Raw genomic sequence first — 14,879 nt, forward strand, 5'->3', positions numbered from 1 at the left:
GAACTCTGCCGCGATACGTTAGGCCATTTCTGCGATGTCGAAAGCCATCGCAGAAATGGCCGTTTACGATATCTGAATTGGCCTATTGTCTCTTGCCGCGTGCGGCCAGCGCTTCGGCATTTCCGATCATGAAGTCGGCACGTACGACGCGGCGCAAGGTTTCCGGTTCGATCAGGTTGATGAAGCGGACGTGGACGCGGTTGCCGTTGCGGCTGACTTCGGCGCAGGCGATGCGGTAGGCAAGGCCGAGGATGTTCAGATAGTAGTGGGTCGGCAGGCCGACGGTGGTGCCGACGATGAAGCTGGCGCCGCCACGCGAGATATCGGTAATCTCGGCGCTGCGCATCGAAATGCCGGTGAGACAGGGACGGACGGCCACGAGACGCGCTGGCCTCTGGACGTAGAAACGTTCCCAGCTTCGTTCGTAAACTTCGGATTTGACTTTCGCCAGATGGGTTGCGCGAAGCATTGTCATTCCCTGTTGAAAAACAGACCGAATTCATTTCGGTTACACCATGAACCTTGCACGGAGATTTTGCGGAAGCGTCAATTCCATTGGTAGAATTTTAACGGGTTCGTCTTTTGTCCCGATTTGAGCGCATCTTGACAGCAAAGCCTGCTTCGATCATACGAACGGACGGTTCGAGGCGCCTGCCGCTCGCGGATGAAAATCCAAGGTGAAGTCCTCGCTGTTTCTGGTCACAGCCACATAGGGCATGCTGACTGACGGTAATGCGAGCTCCGTTTCACGGTCTTAATTGCGTGCCTTAGCAAAGGCTGATCCTATGACGACGACTTATCCGTCCATAGATGAATTGAAGGCCCAGGCCCGACGTCTGCGTCAGGCCATGGCCGAGCGCGGCGACGACATGAGCCACTCGACGGCGCTGGAACTCATCGCCAAGCAACATGGGCTGCGTGACTGGAACACGCTCTCGGCGCTTGCGGCAAAACCGAACGACGGGCCGGATGCGCCCTTCGATGTCGGCTCCGCCGTGCGCGGGCGCTACCTGAACAAGCCGTTCACGGGCAAGGTTCTGGCGATGTCGGCGAAATCCGGCGGGCTTTATCGGATTACCATCCATTTCGATGAACCGGTCGATGTGGTGGAATTCGAGAGCTTCTCGGCATTTCGCCAGCGCATCAACGCCCAGGTCGATGCCGATGGCATTTCGCCGCGCAAGACATCGAACGGCGTGCCCCACCTGGTTCTCGACATCTAACGTTCCCCCTTTAGCGATACGCCGCTATCTTCGCCGACAGCGAGCGATTCCGTCTGGATACCACCATGACACGTCATACCGAAAGCAACATGTTCCTCACCGGCTGGCTGCCCGGCGTCTTTGCCAAGACAGCCGCACCGATCATCGTCATCACGACGGTCAGCGGCCTCTTTGCCGTCGTCGATGCCTATTTCCTCGGCGTCTATGTCGGGGCCGATGCGCTGTCCGCGGTCAGCCTCATCTTCCCCGCGCTCATGCTGCTGATTGCACTGCAGACGCTGGTTTCGAACGGCATGGCGAGCATTCTCGCCCGCCGTCTCGGGGCCGGCGATCACGCTGGCGCGCGAGCGGTGTTTACCGGTGCCCATGCGCTGGCGATCGCCGTCGTGATCGCCGTCAATCTCGTCTACTGGCTCGCAGGGCGGCAGCTCATTGCCGTCGCGGCGGCGGGAAACGCCGATGTCGCCCGAAGTGCCGAGGCTTTCATGGGCGTCATGGTCGCCTTCGCGCCCATCAGCTTCTTTCTCTCGCTGCATCTCGATGGGCTGCGCTGCGAGGGAAAGCTCGGCTTCATGACGCTGGTGACGCTTGCCTCGACGCTGCTCAACATTCTGGCAAACTGGCTGTTGATGGCGATGGCGCACTGGGGCGTCGTCGGCTCCGCCGGCGGCTCCATCCTGGCGCAATTCATCTGCCTGTCAATCGTCATCGTGTACCGTCTGCGTCGCCCCGGCGCGCTTTCGATCGGCAGGGGGCTGCATCTGCGCGAGTGGCGCGGCATCTTCGCCTTCGGGGCACCGATGAGCCTCGGCTTCATCGGCATTTCGCTAAGCTCGGCGGCGATCCTTTTCAATCTGTCGATCTGGCACCAGGGGGACTATGTCGCGACCGTCGGCGCCTATGGGATCGTGACGCGCGTGATGACCTTCGCGTACCTGCCGCTTTTGGGCCTGAGCATCGCGCTGCAGACCATATCGGGCCACAACCATGGTGCTGCCCTTCCGGCCCGCGTCGGCCATAGCGTGCTGATCGCCCTGGTCTCTGCCTTGGTCTACTGCGCCGCCGTCGAACTTGTCGTCGAGCTGCTGGCGGGGCACTTGGGGTCGATCTTCGTGGCTGATCCGGTGATCGTCGAGGAAGTCGGCCGTATCCTGCCCTGGACGATCGGCGCCTATTTCCTCTTCGGCCAGGCGCTCATCCTGTCGTCCTATTTCCAGTCGATCGGCGATGCGAAGCGCGGCGCGATCTTCGGCCTGTCGCGGCCCTATCTCTTCACTCTGCCGCTGACATTCCTTCTACCGCTCGTCTTCGGCGAACGGGGAATCTGGATGACGCCGATCTTCGCCGAGGCGGGAATGATCCTGCTCACCTGGCTGGTGCTGTCGCGCAATGCCAGGGATCGGAACTGGCGCTACGGCCTGCTGCCCGTATGAAATGGAAAAGGCCGCGCTTTCGGGTGCGGCCTTTTTGTTGTTGGGAAGCTTTGGGGGCTATCCTCGCCCTTCGAGGCTTCGCTCCTCAGGGTGAGGATAGAGCCACCTCTCGCGTGAGGCCAGCTCAGTGTGTCGTCTTGCGCAAGAGACTAGCCCCCATGGTGCGGAGGCCCCAAGGGCCGTCTCGAACCATGAGGGCGAGTGGTTAAGAACCCGACACCTCTTCAGGATTTGAGCAGCCACTCATGCTCCACGGCATTGTGGAATTTCCAGATGCGCTTCGGACCGGCCATGACGTTGAGATAATAGAGATCGTAGCCGTGGCAGGCGGCGCAGGGATGATATCCCTTCGGCACCAGCGTCACATCGCCATCCTCCAGCACCATGACCTCGTCCAGCGACCGGTCGTCCGTATAGACGCGCTGGAAGCCGAAGCCCTGCGGCGGGTTGAGGCGATGGTAGTAGGTTTCCTCAAGGAAGCTCTCGTTCGGGAGATTGTCCTGATCGTGCTTGTGGGGAGGGTAGGACGAGGTGTGCCCGCCCGGCGTGATGACCTCCACGACCAGCAGCGAATGCGCCGCGCCATCGTCTTCCGGCATGATGTTGTTGACGTAGCGGACGTTCGTGCCCTTGCCGCGCGTCAGCGCCGGATGCGTACCCGGCGGAATGGCGCGCGCCTCATGGGAGCCGCCGCCGGGTGCCGAGCAGACGGCGAGCTCCAGATCGGTTTCTGCCGTCACCGACCAGCTTGAACCGGCCGGAATATAGAGCGCGTGCGGCGCGCCCTCGAAAGGGCTCGTGCGTCCGCCGAGCAAGCCGAAATCCTTCGCGCCCGCCTTGGCGCTTCCCTTGCCGCTGACCCATACGAGGCAGACTTCGCGGTCGCCGGTTTCAGCCGAGGCCGTTTCGCCCGGCTTCAGGCGATAAAGGTCGAAGCCGACATAGGTCCAGCCGGCGCTTTCGGGCGTGACATGGGTGACGCGGCCATGGGTGCCGTCTGGTTTGACCTTGAGATTGGGCATGGATGTTCTTCCTCCTTGCTTGGAAAACGCCCTTCGCCATCCTTCGATGCGGCGACGGGCACTCGTCTTCCGCTATCCCTTGGGAAAGCCTTCGGTTTCAACCGTGTAGCCCGCTGCCGTCATGACGCGCATCAATTCGGCATGGCCGATCTCGGCCATCTTCTGCGGCGGCGCCTTGCGCGGGTCCTGCTCGGCCTCGACCACGAACCAGCCTTCATAACCGTAGTCGGCGAAGCGCTTGACGATGGCCCCGAAATCGAGCGAGCCGTCGCCCGGCACCGTGAACGCGCCGAGCGCGACGGCATCGAGGAAGGACTGCCGGCTGCGATCCAGCCCATCGACGACAGGCTTGCGGATATCCTTGACGTGGACGTGGTTGATGCGGGCGTGGTGGTTGTCGATGGCGCGCAGCACGTCGCCGCCAGCAAAGGCCAGGTGACCGGCATCGAGCAGCAGCGGAATGCCGGCGCCGGAATTGCGCATGAAGGCGTCGAGTTCCGGCTCGGTTTCGACGACGGCTGCCATGTGATGATGGTAGGAGAGCGGCATGCCCTGCGAGGCGCACCATTCGCCGAACTCGGTGACGCGGCGGGCATAGGCCTTCATCTCGTCATCCGAAAGGCGCGGCTTGGTCGCCAGCGGCTTGGAGCGGTCGCCCTGGATGGAACGGCCGACTTCGCCATAGACGATGCAAGGCGCGTTGACGGCCTTGAACAGCTCGATCATCGGCGCGATGCGGTCCTTGTTCGCGGCAAGCTCCTCGTTGACGAGCGTGCCCGAAAACCAGCCGCCGCAGAGCGTCACGTCGGCGGCGCGCAGGATCGGCAGCATCTCTTCGGGATTGCTCGGGAAGCGCCGGCCCTGTTCCATGCCGGTAAAGCCGGCGCCGCGCGATTGCCGCAGGCATTCCTCGAGGGATACGTCGTCGCTGAGCTCCGGAAGATCGTCGTTCCACCAGGCGATGGGCGACATGCCGAGTTTAGCCTTCATCAATGGTCTCCTTGAAAATAGTATTGGAGGAGCCGAGACGCTCCCCCAGCAAATGACGAAAATCGATCAGCCGATGCGCTGGGAAGCGCGCGCCTTTTCATACGCGGCTCGGGCCTTGTTGACCTCGGCGCGCGGGCTGACCTCGGGAACGGCGACATCCCACCAATGGCCGCCTGCGTCCGTGGTGATCAGCGGGTCGGTGTCGATGACGATGACCGAGCTGCGGTCGTTCTGCTTCGAAGCTTCGATGGCCTGTTCCAGCTCCGTGATGGAGGAAACCTTCACGGCAATCGCGCCCATGCTTTCCGCATGTGCCCGGAAGTCGATCTCCGGCATCACCTCATAACGCGAATCCTTCAGCAGATTGTTGAAGTTCGCGCCGCCGGTTGCCATCTGCAGGCGGTTGATGCAGCCGTAGCCGCGGTTGTCGAGCAGCACGACGGTCAGCTTCAAGCCGAGCATGACAGACGTCGCCAGTTCGGAATTCAGCATCATGTAGGAGCCGTCGCCGACCATGACGACGACATCCTTCTCCGGCCGCGCCATCTTCACGCCAAGCCCGCCGGCGATCTCGTAGCCCATGCAGGAGAAGCCGTATTCCATGTGGTAGCTGCCGGGCACGGTCACCGGCCAGAGCTTGTGCAGCTCGCCGGGCAGGCCGCCGGCCGCGCAAACCAGAATGCTCTTCTCGCCGCCGAGCGTGCGCGTGACGGCGCCGATGACCTGGGCGTCGGAGGGCAGGGCGGCATTCGTCGTCGCCATCGCCTTGGCGGCTGCCTCCAGCCAGATCTTCTTTTCGCGCGTCGCCTTCTCGGCGAGCGACGCCGGCGCGCGCCAGCCCGTCAGGCCGGCGGAAAGCGCCTTCAGGCCCACCCGCGCATCCGTCACCAACGGGTGACTGTTGTGCTTGAGGGCGTCGTAGGCCGCGATGTTGAGGCCGATCATGGCCAGCTTCTCGTTCTTGAACAGCGCCCAGGAGCCGGTGGTAAAGTCCTGGCAGCGCGTGCCAACGGCGATCACCAGATCGGTGTCCTCGGCAATGGCATTGGCGGCCGACGTGCCTGTCACGCCGACAGAGCCGAGCGCCAGCGGATGCGCCTCGTCGATGGCCGACTTGCCGGCCTGCGTGACGACGACGGGAATGTCGTGTGCCTCGGCAAAGGCGGCCAGCTCCTTCGTCGCCTGCGAATAGAGCACGCCGCCGCCGGCGAGGATAACCGGCTTTTCCGAGCGACGGATGAGCGCGATGGCGTTGGCAAGCTCGTCGGCATCCGGCTGCGGGCGACGCTGCGCCCAGACATGCTCTTCGAAGAAGCTTTCCGGATAGTCGAACGCCTCAGCCTGCACGTCCTGGCAGAGGGAAAGCGTCACCGGGCCGCAATCGAGTGGATCGGTCAGCACCTGCATGGCGCGCTTCAGCGCCGTCATGATCTGTTCGGGGCGGGTGATGCGGTCGAAATAGCGGGAAACGGAACGGAAAGCGTCGTTGGCCGAGACTGTGCCGTCACCGAAATCCTCGATCTGCTGCAGCACCGGATCGGGCGCGCGATTGGCGAAGACGTCGCCGGGCAGGAGCAGGACCGGGATGCGGTTGACGTGAGCGACGCCGGCCGCCGTCACCATGTTCAGCGCACCGGGGCCGATGGAGGTCGTGCAGGCCATGAAGCGCTGGCGGAAGCTCGCCTTGGCGAAGGCCACGGCGGCATGGGCCATGCCCTGCTCGTTGTGAGCGCGGAAGGTCGGCAGTTCCTCGCGCACCTGATAGAGCGCCTCGCCGATGCCGGCGACGTTGCCGTGACCGAAGATCGCCCAGACACCGCCGAAGATCGGCTGCTTCTGGCCGTCGATGATGGTCATCTGCTTCTTGAGGAAATGCGCGACGGCCTGTGCCATCGTCAATCGAATCGTCTTGCCCATCGGGCGCCTCCCAAATGCTAGAATGTCACAGGCCGCGGGTTTTAAGCCACGCCGCCGTCAATTGGCGGAAACGGCCGGCCATGTCGGCAATCGCTTCCTCGTCGTTCATGCCGCCCGACAGCCATGCGCGGGCCGTATCGGAGAAAATGGTGCGCCCGACGGCGAAACCCTTGACCGAGGGCGCCGCCAGTGTCGCCTCGAAGCTGCGGATCAATTCTTCCGCCGGCGCCTCCAGTCCCAGCAGCACGATACCCCGGCACCATGGATCATTTTTGGCGATCACGGCATCGATTTTTTTCCAAGCGGCGGTCGATTCCTGCGGCTCCAGCTTCCACCAGTCCGGCTTGATACCGAGCGCGTACAGCTCTTCCATCGCCGTCGGGATGGTGTCGTCGGTCAGCGGCCCGTTCTTGCCGGCGATGATCTCGATCAGAAGCTCGCGGCCGACCTTGCGGGCCGCTTCGAACAGCGTCCGCAGCTTCTCCTGCTGCTCCGTCTTCAGCTCCTTCGGATCGTCCGGATGGTAGAAGCAGAGGCATTTGATGCAGTGGTTGAGCGGCCATTCGACAAGCTGCGAACCGATGTCTTGGCTGAATTCGAATCTCAGCGGCTTCGATCCCGGTAGCTCGACGGGCCGTCCGATCCAGGAGAAATTCTTGGTTGCGGCGTCGAAGAAGGCATCGCGGCCGAAGCGTTCGTCGATCAGCATGCCGTAGCCAGGCCGACCGTCCGCCACCCTTGCCGCCGCCTCGACGGCCAGCCGCTTGAAGGCAACGATCCTGTCGTGGCCGATGCCCAGCTCGTCGGCGACGCTGACGAGCTGCGAGCGGTGATCGATGGCAAGCGCCATCAGCAACGGGATCTCGTCGTTGCGGCGGGTCGTTGCCCAATGGATGTGGTTGATCGCCTCGTCCTTGCGCAGCGCCTTGTGCCGGCTGCCCGTCTTCAGGAAGAAATCGAGTTCGGTCCAGGTCGGATATTCCGGCGAGCAGAGCAGGCGGGAGACGGCAAAGGCACCGCAGGCATTCGCCCAGGTGGCGCAGGTCTTCAGCGGTTCGCCGCGAAGATAGCCGCGCAGGAAGCCGGACATGAACGCGTCGCCCGCGCCGAGAACATTAAACACCTCGATCGGGAACCCCTGGCCGACAATGCCGGCTTCGAGATCGTCGGAGATTGCGCCTTCGTAGACGATGCAGCCCATGGCGCCGCGCTTCAATACGATGACGGCGGATGAAAGGCGGCGGATTTCCTTCAGGGCGCCGAGCACGTCGTCCGCACCCGAGGCAATCATGATCTCCTCTTCCGTCCCGATGATCAGGTCGCAGTCCGGCAGCGTCTCCTTCATCTTGGCGGAAACGCGGTCAGACTTCACATAGCGCTCGAAACCCTCGGCATGGCCGGCAAGGCCCCAGAGGTTCGGCCGATAGTCGATATCGAAGATCACCCTGCGGCCGTTCGCCTTGGCGATGCGGATCGCCTTGCGCTGGGCTGCCTCGGTGTTGGGCTTGGAAAAATGCGTGCCGGAAACCAGAACGGAGCTGGAGGATTTGATGAAGTCCTCGTCGATATCGCTTTCCTCGAGCGCCATGTCGGCGCAGTCGGAACGATAGAAGATCATCGGCGAGACGCCTTCGGCTTCGACGGCGAGCAGCACCAGCGCCGTCAGCCTGGCCTTGTCCGTGACGATCCCGTCGACGGCGACGCCTTCGCGCGCCGATTGTTCGCGGATGAAGCGGCCCATCTGCTCGTCGCCGACACGGGTGATGAGGCCGGATTTCAGACCGAGCCGCGCCGTGCCGATGGCGATGTTGGCCGGGCAGCCGCCGACCGACTTGGCAAACGAGGCGATGTCTTCCAGTCGCGAGCCGATCTGCTGACCGTAAAGATCGACGGAAGACCGGCCGATGGTAATCACATCGAGTTTCGCCTCCGGCCGAGCGCCCGGATTGTCGTGTGCCATGATGTCCTCCCGTCCATGCATGACCTCTTTTGCTCTTCAGCTTGCGCCGAGATCATGCGTTATTGAAAGTGCCGGTATTCGTTTCGTCCCGGTTGCGGCGGATCGGGCGGCCATTTTCCACAGTCGCGATCCCGGTTGTAGTGAAACATCGGTTCCGAGATTTTGTCAATTCGGAATATTTATTCCATTTTCGTTTTGTCTGCTTTTGTTGTTCCTTTTCGCCGACGCTCGGCGATGGCAACGGGGAAGGCCATGATGAGCGCCATCGACGCCGACAGCGACCGGAAACCGGCGAAGTCGGTCTCGGCCACCTCGAACCAGTGGGTCGCGCAGGCGGTGAGCGGAGAAAAGGCCGAATCGGTGATGGCGATGACGGGCACGTTGCGGGAGGCGAGGTCCTGTGCCTGCGCCAGACTGTCGGCGGCATAGGGCGAAAAGCTCGCGGCGATCGCAGCGTCCCTTTCCGTGGCAAAGCGGGCGATCTCGCCGTCGATGCCGTTGGGCGAGGCGACGATCTGATGGCGTATGTTCAGCTTGGAAAAGGCGTAGCTCATATGCGCCGTCAGCGGATAGGAGCGGCGCTTGGCGATAAGGTAGATCGTCTCGGCGGCGGCAAGGACATCGATGGACTTGGCAAACGTATCGGTCTCGATGGTTGCGGCGAGCTTGTTGATGGATTGGCTTGCGGCGGAAAGAAAGCCGGAGAGGATACCGGCCTCTTCGTCCTTTATCCCGGACTGCTCAAGCGTCACGAGCCGCTCTTCGTAGCTCAGAGTTCGATCGCGAAGCCTTTCGCGAAAGATGCTTTGCAGGTCGGAAAATCCTTCATAGCCGAGGTGATGGGCAAGGCGCACCAGAGTGGACGGTTGAACCTCGGCCGCGGCTGCGATGCTGGCCGTTGTCCCAAAGGCGACTTCATCCGGATTGCCGAGCGCGAAGGCGGCAACCTGCGCCAGTCGTTTCGGCATGGCGTTCTTGCGCTCTATGATGGTGCTGCGCAGGCTTTCGAAGTCGCGGGGTACTCTGGTCTGCGTCTCGATCGTGTTGTCCATGCGCCGTCCTTCAGCTTCCCCATCGCCCATAATGAAACAAATATTCCATAATTGCAACGATAGCGGATTTTGATTTGTTCGGCACGAATAATTTTAACTTTATGATTTTAAACATATAAATATGGATTGTGAACTCTGGATGGGATGTGGCGCTCACAAGTGCGCTTGTCAAAACGGTCTAAATATTCCAAAAATCGCCAGACTACGGGAGATTTTGAGGAGAATGGGCAAATGAAGCCGTTGGGCGTTGGATTGATCGGCACCGGTTATATGGGCAAATGCCATGCGCTGGCATGGAATGCGGTCAAGACCGTATTCGGCGATGTCGCGCGGCCGCGCCTGGTGCATCTGGCCGAAGCCAATGCCGATCTTGCAAAGGCGCGGGGCGACGAGTTCGGCTTCGAAAAGGCGACGGCCGACTGGCGGGAACTCATCGCGGATCCTGAGGTCGACGTCGTCTCCGTCACGACGCCCAATCAGTTCCACCCGGAAATGGCGATTGCCGCCCTTGAAGCCGGCAAGCATGTCTGGTGCGAAAAGCCGATGGCGCCGTCCTATGGCGACGCCGAGCGCATGCTCGCTGCGGCCAAGGCTTCGGGCAAGGTCGCCGCTCTCGGCTACAATTATATCCAGAATCCGGTGATGCGGCATATCAAGGCGCTGATCGCGGAAGGCGCGATCGGCGCGGTCAATCACGTCCGTGTCGAGATGGACGAAGATTTCATGGCCGATCCGAACGGCCTTTTCTATTGGAAGAGCGAGCTTGCTTCCGGCTATGGCGCTCTCGATGACTTTGCCGTCCATCCGCTTTCGCTGCTCTGGTTCCTCTTCGGCCATGTCGAGGCCGTCATTACAGATATGGTGAAGCCCTATGCCGAGCGGCCGCTGAAGGATGGCGGTCGCCGCACCGTCGAGAACCACGATCTTGCCAATGTGCTGATGCGGCTCGGCGGCGGCATTTCCGCCGTGCTCATGGCCAACCGCTCGGCCTGGGGCCGCAAGGGGCGGATAGCCTTGCAGATTTTCGGCTCCAAGGGGTCGATCTCCTACGATCAGGAGCGCATGAACGAATTCGAGCTCTATCTGGCCGAGGGCAGGGACAGCGAACAGGGCTTCCGCAAGGTTCTCGCCGCACCCGCTCACAAGCCCTATGACCGCTTCATCCCCGCGCCAGGACATGGCCTCGGCTTCAACGATCTGAAGATCATCGAATGCCGCGAGCTTATCCGCGCCATTTCCGGCGAGGCTGCGTCGGTCGTGGCTTTCGAAGATGGACTGCGCATCGAGAAATCGGTGCATGCCATGGCGCGGTCCTTCCATGAGCGGCGCTGGGTCGAAATCCCGAACTGAGGCTTTCGGCCCAACTTTCTCCCGATCCGGGGCGCAGGGTCAGTCGCGATTGACGCTTGCAGGCGCAAGCGTTACCCCTGAAGCCCATAGGCGGCCTCCCGCATTCGAGCGGGCCAGGTTGCCATAATAACAATGGAGTACGGATCGTGACGGGCAGATTGGTCATTGTCGGGGCCGGGCAGGCGGGTTTCGCGCTCGCTGCCAAATTGCGTGGGCTGGGTGATTCGCGGCCGATCACCATCGTCGGCGCCGAGGAAAACCTTCCCTACCAGCGGCCGCCATTGACCAAGAAATACCTGCTCGGCGAGATGGCCTTCGATCGCCTGCTGTTCCGGCCCGAGCATTGGTATGCCGACAATAATGTCGAGATCCGCGTCTCCACCTGGGTCGAGCAGATCGATCGTGCCGCCAGGCAGATCGTCATGCAGGATGGCTCGCGGCTGGATTACGAGACGCTGGCGCTTGCGACGGGCTCGACGCCGCGCCGTTTGCCGCCCTCCGTCGGCGGTGCGCTCGAAGGCGTCTATCTCGCCCGCAACAAGCGCGATGCCGATCTCCTCGCGGGTGAGATGCGCCCGGGTCGCCGGGCTCTCATTATCGGTGGCGGCTATATCGGGCTCGAGGCTGCCGCCGTCGCACGCCATCGCGGCCTCGAGGTTACTCTTATAGAAATGAGCGACCGGATCCTGCAGCGTGTCGCGGCCAAGGAAACGGCCGACATTTTCAGGACCATCCATCAAAAGCACGATGTCGTCATTCGCGAGAAGACCGGATTGAAGCAGCTGATCGGCCACAATGGTCATGTCGTTGCCGCCGAACTTTCCGACGGATCGACGATCGATGTCGATTTCGTCATCGTCGGCATCGGCGTCGCGCCCAATGACAGGCTCGCCAAGGAAGCCGGACTGGAGGTCGGCAACGGCATCGTCGTCGATTCGTTTGCCCGCACCTCGGATCCCGCCATCTTCGCCATGGGCGATTGCGTCGAGCTGCCATGGGAAGATGGCCGCATCCGCCTCGAATCGGTCCAGAATGCTGTCGATCAGGCCGAAGCCGCAGCCGCGATCATTGCCGGCGGCGAAAAGGCCTATGACCCGAAGCCGTGGTTCTGGTCGGATCAATATGACGTGAAGCTGCAGATCGCCGGCTTCAACCTGGGTTACGACGAGACCCTCCTGCGCCCCGGCGCGCGCGAAGGCGCGGCATCGGTCTGGTATTTCAAGCAGGGCCGCTTCATCGCCGTCGACGCGGTAAATGACGCGAAGGCCTATGTGACCGGCAAAAAGCTCCTGGAAACCGGCGCCAATCCGTCCAGGGAGATTCTTGCCGATCCGGCCGCCGATTTGAAGCAGCTGTTGGCTTGATATGCGTTTGCAAGCCGGTCGGACCGCGCTCCGGTCGGCAACTGCCTGTTGCCGAATCTCGGAAAGAACGTGTTTGAAGGTGAAAAAGCGCTTGCGTCGATAAATGTTTGGCCCTATCAGGGCCGCACCGGAGAGGTGGCCGAGTGGTCGAAGGCGCTCCCCTGCTAAGGGAGTATACCAGAAATGGTATCGTGGGTTCGAATCCCATCTTCTCCGCCATCTGATCATCATCGAATAAAGTGAGTTCCGGGAAACCTTGCCTTGAGGCTTCATCCGCGGTCTTAGCCGCCGGGTCCGCAATATACCCAGCCTTCCATGCAATATCGTCGGGCTCTTCGTCGGACTTCCGTACAATCGGTGCAGGCGCGGGCAAATCGTCAATCAGATCTGACATGGATTCAAACATGCCCCCGAGGGCGTGATGCGCTGCCGTGGTTGCCGATCGGTCATTTGCATGAATTGCCGCGAGACGTCATGAGTTCGAGTGAGCCGCCGCCACGATGCCTGACACTCCCGATTTCCCATCGGAACACCCGTTATAGGCCGCGAAGACGGCCGGCGTCCGCATCGGTTCCGAATCGTCCGGAAGGAATCGCCTGGATGGCTGCCTCGAATCGGGACGGTCGCGGGAGCGCCGGGTCGGTGCCTGCCACTCCCAATCGCCGCCTGAAATCCCGGAAATGACCTGTGGAACGCCGCGAAGATCCGGAATTCGCATCGGATCGGCGATTGCGATGCTTATTCACATGGGCCTCGCGCCACGAAAGGCTTCCAAGTAAGTGCCCGCAGATTAAGGGTTTTCTTAATGAAGTCTAAATCTTTGCGGTAGCCGCACCGCCAACTTGTGTCCTTTCAGCAACAGGAATTGCGGAAGGCTCACGCAAATACCCCTTTCCGTTAAGATGTCGATTGCGTGACAGTGCACGTCTTGTATTTTCACTCTCGGAAGCGAGGGCGATTGATCGTCCACTTCTTGAAACGCGAGGATGGGACAGGGAATACCTTCGGGTAGTTCTCATTCTCGATATAAAACTTTGACTGGAGGTCAATATGAACATCAAGAGCCTTCTTCTGGGCTCCGCTGCTGCTCTCGCAGTAGTTTCCGGTGCTCACGCAGCTGACGCTATCGTTGCTGCTGAGCCGGAGCCGCTTGAATACGTTCGCATCTGCGATGCTTACGGCGCTGGCTACTTCTTCATCCCGGGCACGGAAACCTGCCTCAAGATCGGCGGTAAGGTTCGTACCGAAGGTCAGTGGTATACTCCTTACAACCCTGATGCACGTTTCGGCACGCTCTGGCACACCCGTGCTGAGCTGCAGCTGCAGACGGCAACCGACACCGAATACGGCCCGCTGAAGACCAACACCGAACTGCGTTGGGACTGGAATGACGGCGGCGCCACCTCCACCAACCTGCTGCACGCCAGCATCAGCCTCGGCGGCTTCACCGTTGGTAAGGAAGACTCCCAGTTCAACGTATTCACCGGTTACGCCGGCGACGTCATCAACGACGACGTGGTCTATGACGGCCCGTACGAATTGAACCAGATCACCTACAACTATGACGCCGGCAACGGCTTCACGGCTGTGGTCTCGCTCGAAGACACCAACTCTGGCAAGGGTGCCACCGGCGTCAACGGCGAAGACAGCTCCGACCACTACGCTCCTGACGTTGTTGCCGGTCTCGGCTACAAGGTTGGCAACTTCGGCTTCAAGGTTGTCGGCGGTTACGACTCCATCGTTGAAGAAGGCGCCATCAAGGCTCGCGTCGATGCTAACTTCGGTATCGTCGAAGCCTTCTTGATGGGCGGCTGGAACACCGACGGCGACAAGCTGAACAAGTACGCTGGTTCGAACGGTGGCGGTTCTGCTGCTCCGATCGGCTGGGGTGACTGGGCTCTGTGGGGTGGCGTTGGCGTTCCGGTCAACGAAAAGCTGAAGTGGAACCTCCAGCTCGCTTACACCGACTCCAAGATCTTCGCCGCTACGACGAACCTCAAGTTCAAGCCGGTCAAGAACCTGCTCATCGAGCCGGAAGTTTCCTACACCAACTGGGACTCGATCAACAAGGATCAGTGGTCTGGTATCATCCGCTTCGAGCGCACCTTCTAATCTGATCTGATTTCGGTCAGTCTAGATTTCACTACGGTGACGGAAAGCCCGGCTTAGGCCGGGCTTTTTGTGTTTGCATATAGCAAGAAGAAGCGCAGTCATTAGGAGGCTAATCATCTCCTCGTGAATATTCTTCTATGAATAGAGATCAATTTAGAAAGTAGATCCGAGTAGAATCCGGCCGCCGGCATGTCGGAAATATGACAGTTTTGCGACGTGATTTTTGTGCAACGCACATTTCGAAATGGCCGTCACAAATGATCATACTTTATCTCTGATATTGCTCTGAAAAAAACGATCTGTAGGTTCCAAATCGGAATCGAGACTGCATGTCTTGGTTCTCCCAGATCAGGGGTCAACGTTTGAAAACCAGGTGGGGTAGGGCGCGTCGATTTTCTCGGCGTGGATAGTCATACCTAATCGATATTGGAACTGGAGTTACTATGAACATCAAGA

The 14,879-nt window shown here is 60.8% G+C and carries 11 protein-coding genes and 1 tRNA gene; 6 read left to right on the top strand and 6 right to left on the bottom strand.

What is annotated here, in order from left to right; translation table 11 throughout:
* Positions 1–82: 82 nt before the first annotated feature.
* On the bottom strand, positions 83–475 hold the full coding sequence (locus GR212_RS35105) for a PilZ domain-containing protein (RefSeq protein ID WP_204326899.1): 393 nt from the start codon (positions 473–475) through the stop codon (positions 83–85).
* A 310-nt stretch (positions 476–785) separates the two neighbouring features.
* Between GR212_RS35105 and GR212_RS35110 the strand changes: the two genes are divergently transcribed.
* Together GR212_RS35110 and GR212_RS35115 are read left to right on the top strand one after the other, a co-directional pair.
* Positions 786–1,223, top strand: a complete 438-nt coding sequence (locus tag GR212_RS35110; RefSeq protein ID WP_163994408.1) for a glyoxalase superfamily protein — start codon at positions 786–788, stop codon at positions 1,221–1,223.
* Between the two features lie 65 nt (positions 1,224–1,288).
* Entirely contained in the window at positions 1,289–2,656 is a 1,368-nt protein-coding gene (locus GR212_RS35115; RefSeq protein ID WP_163994410.1) for an MATE family efflux transporter, read from the top strand.
* A 224-nt stretch (positions 2,657–2,880) separates the two neighbouring features.
* Here GR212_RS35115 and iolB read toward each other — a convergent pair whose 3' ends face one another.
* From iolB to GR212_RS35140, 5 genes are all read right to left on the bottom strand, one after another.
* A complete protein-coding gene (gene iolB, locus GR212_RS35120; RefSeq protein WP_163994412.1) occupies positions 2,881–3,678 on the bottom strand; it encodes a 5-deoxy-glucuronate isomerase in 798 nt (265 codons plus the stop codon).
* A gap of 72 nt (positions 3,679–3,750) precedes the next feature.
* Positions 3,751–4,668 carry a myo-inosose-2 dehydratase gene (iolE, locus tag GR212_RS35125; RefSeq protein WP_163994414.1) on the bottom strand — a complete coding sequence of 306 codons (918 nt, stop codon included), beginning with the start codon at positions 4,666–4,668 and terminating at the stop codon, positions 3,751–3,753.
* Between the two features lie 66 nt (positions 4,669–4,734).
* Positions 4,735–6,585, bottom strand: coding sequence for a 3D-(3,5/4)-trihydroxycyclohexane-1,2-dione acylhydrolase (decyclizing) (iolD, locus tag GR212_RS35130; protein ID WP_163994416.1), 1,851 nt, complete (start codon positions 6,583–6,585; stop codon positions 4,735–4,737).
* A gap of 25 nt (positions 6,586–6,610) precedes the next feature.
* A complete protein-coding gene (locus GR212_RS35135; RefSeq protein ID WP_163994418.1) occupies positions 6,611–8,545 on the bottom strand; it encodes a bifunctional 5-dehydro-2-deoxygluconokinase/5-dehydro-2-deoxyphosphogluconate aldolase in 1,935 nt (644 codons plus the stop codon).
* A 179-nt stretch (positions 8,546–8,724) separates the two neighbouring features.
* Positions 8,725–9,597 carry a MurR/RpiR family transcriptional regulator gene (locus tag GR212_RS35140; RefSeq protein ID WP_163994421.1) on the bottom strand — a complete coding sequence of 291 codons (873 nt, stop codon included), beginning with the start codon at positions 9,595–9,597 and terminating at the stop codon, positions 8,725–8,727.
* A 231-nt stretch (positions 9,598–9,828) separates the two neighbouring features.
* Here GR212_RS35140 and GR212_RS35145 point away from each other — a divergent pair, with 231 nt between their 5' ends.
* The 4 genes from GR212_RS35145 (at position 9,829) to GR212_RS35160 (ending at position 14,423) form a co-directional block, all read left to right on the top strand.
* A complete protein-coding gene (locus GR212_RS35145) occupies positions 9,829–10,947 on the top strand; it encodes a Gfo/Idh/MocA family protein (RefSeq protein WP_163994423.1) in 1,119 nt (372 codons plus the stop codon).
* Positions 10,948–11,093: 146 nt separating this feature from the next.
* Positions 11,094–12,311: an FAD-dependent oxidoreductase gene (locus GR212_RS35150; protein WP_163994425.1), complete on the top strand. Its 1,218-nt coding sequence runs from the start codon at positions 11,094–11,096 to the stop codon at positions 12,309–12,311.
* A gap of 129 nt (positions 12,312–12,440) precedes the next feature.
* Positions 12,441–12,530: transfer RNA gene (locus GR212_RS35155), tRNA-Ser, on the top strand.
* An 831-nt stretch (positions 12,531–13,361) separates the two neighbouring features.
* The gene (locus tag GR212_RS35160) at positions 13,362–14,423 is read left to right on the top strand and encodes a porin (RefSeq protein ID WP_163994427.1); all 1,062 of its coding nucleotides are present in this window, start codon (positions 13,362–13,364) and stop codon (positions 14,421–14,423) included.
* Positions 14,424–14,879 lie beyond the last annotated feature (456 nt).

The organism is Martinezella lusitana, from assembly GCF_010668395.1.
GTDB lineage: Bacteria > Pseudomonadota > Alphaproteobacteria > Rhizobiales > Rhizobiaceae > Rhizobium > Rhizobium lusitanum_A.

What these genes read in the sequence shown, in the direction of transcription:
- GR212_RS35135 (WP_163994418.1), bottom strand. Translation starts at nt 8,545, where the DNA reads ATGGCACACGACAATCCGGGCGCTCGGCCGGAGGCGAAACTCGATGTG.
- GR212_RS35145 (WP_163994423.1), top strand. Translation starts at nt 9,829, where the DNA reads ATGAAGCCGTTGGGCGTTGGATTGATCGGCACCGGTTATATGGGCAAA.
- GR212_RS35110 (WP_163994408.1), top strand. Translation starts at nt 786, where the DNA reads ATGACGACGACTTATCCGTCCATAGATGAATTGAAGGCCCAGGCCCGA.
- iolD (WP_163994416.1), bottom strand. Translation starts at nt 6,585, where the DNA reads ATGGGCAAGACGATTCGATTGACGATGGCACAGGCCGTCGCGCATTTC.
- iolE (WP_163994414.1), bottom strand. Translation starts at nt 4,668, where the DNA reads ATGAAGGCTAAACTCGGCATGTCGCCCATCGCCTGGTGGAACGACGAT.
- iolB (WP_163994412.1), bottom strand. Translation starts at nt 3,678, where the DNA reads ATGCCCAATCTCAAGGTCAAACCAGACGGCACCCATGGCCGCGTCACC.
- GR212_RS35140 (WP_163994421.1), bottom strand. Translation starts at nt 9,597, where the DNA reads ATGGACAACACGATCGAGACGCAGACCAGAGTACCCCGCGACTTCGAA.
- GR212_RS35160 (WP_163994427.1), top strand. Translation starts at nt 13,362, where the DNA reads ATGAACATCAAGAGCCTTCTTCTGGGCTCCGCTGCTGCTCTCGCAGTA.
- GR212_RS35115 (WP_163994410.1), top strand. Translation starts at nt 1,289, where the DNA reads ATGACACGTCATACCGAAAGCAACATGTTCCTCACCGGCTGGCTGCCC.
- GR212_RS35105 (WP_204326899.1), bottom strand. Translation starts at nt 475, where the DNA reads ATGACAATGCTTCGCGCAACCCATCTGGCGAAAGTCAAATCCGAAGTT.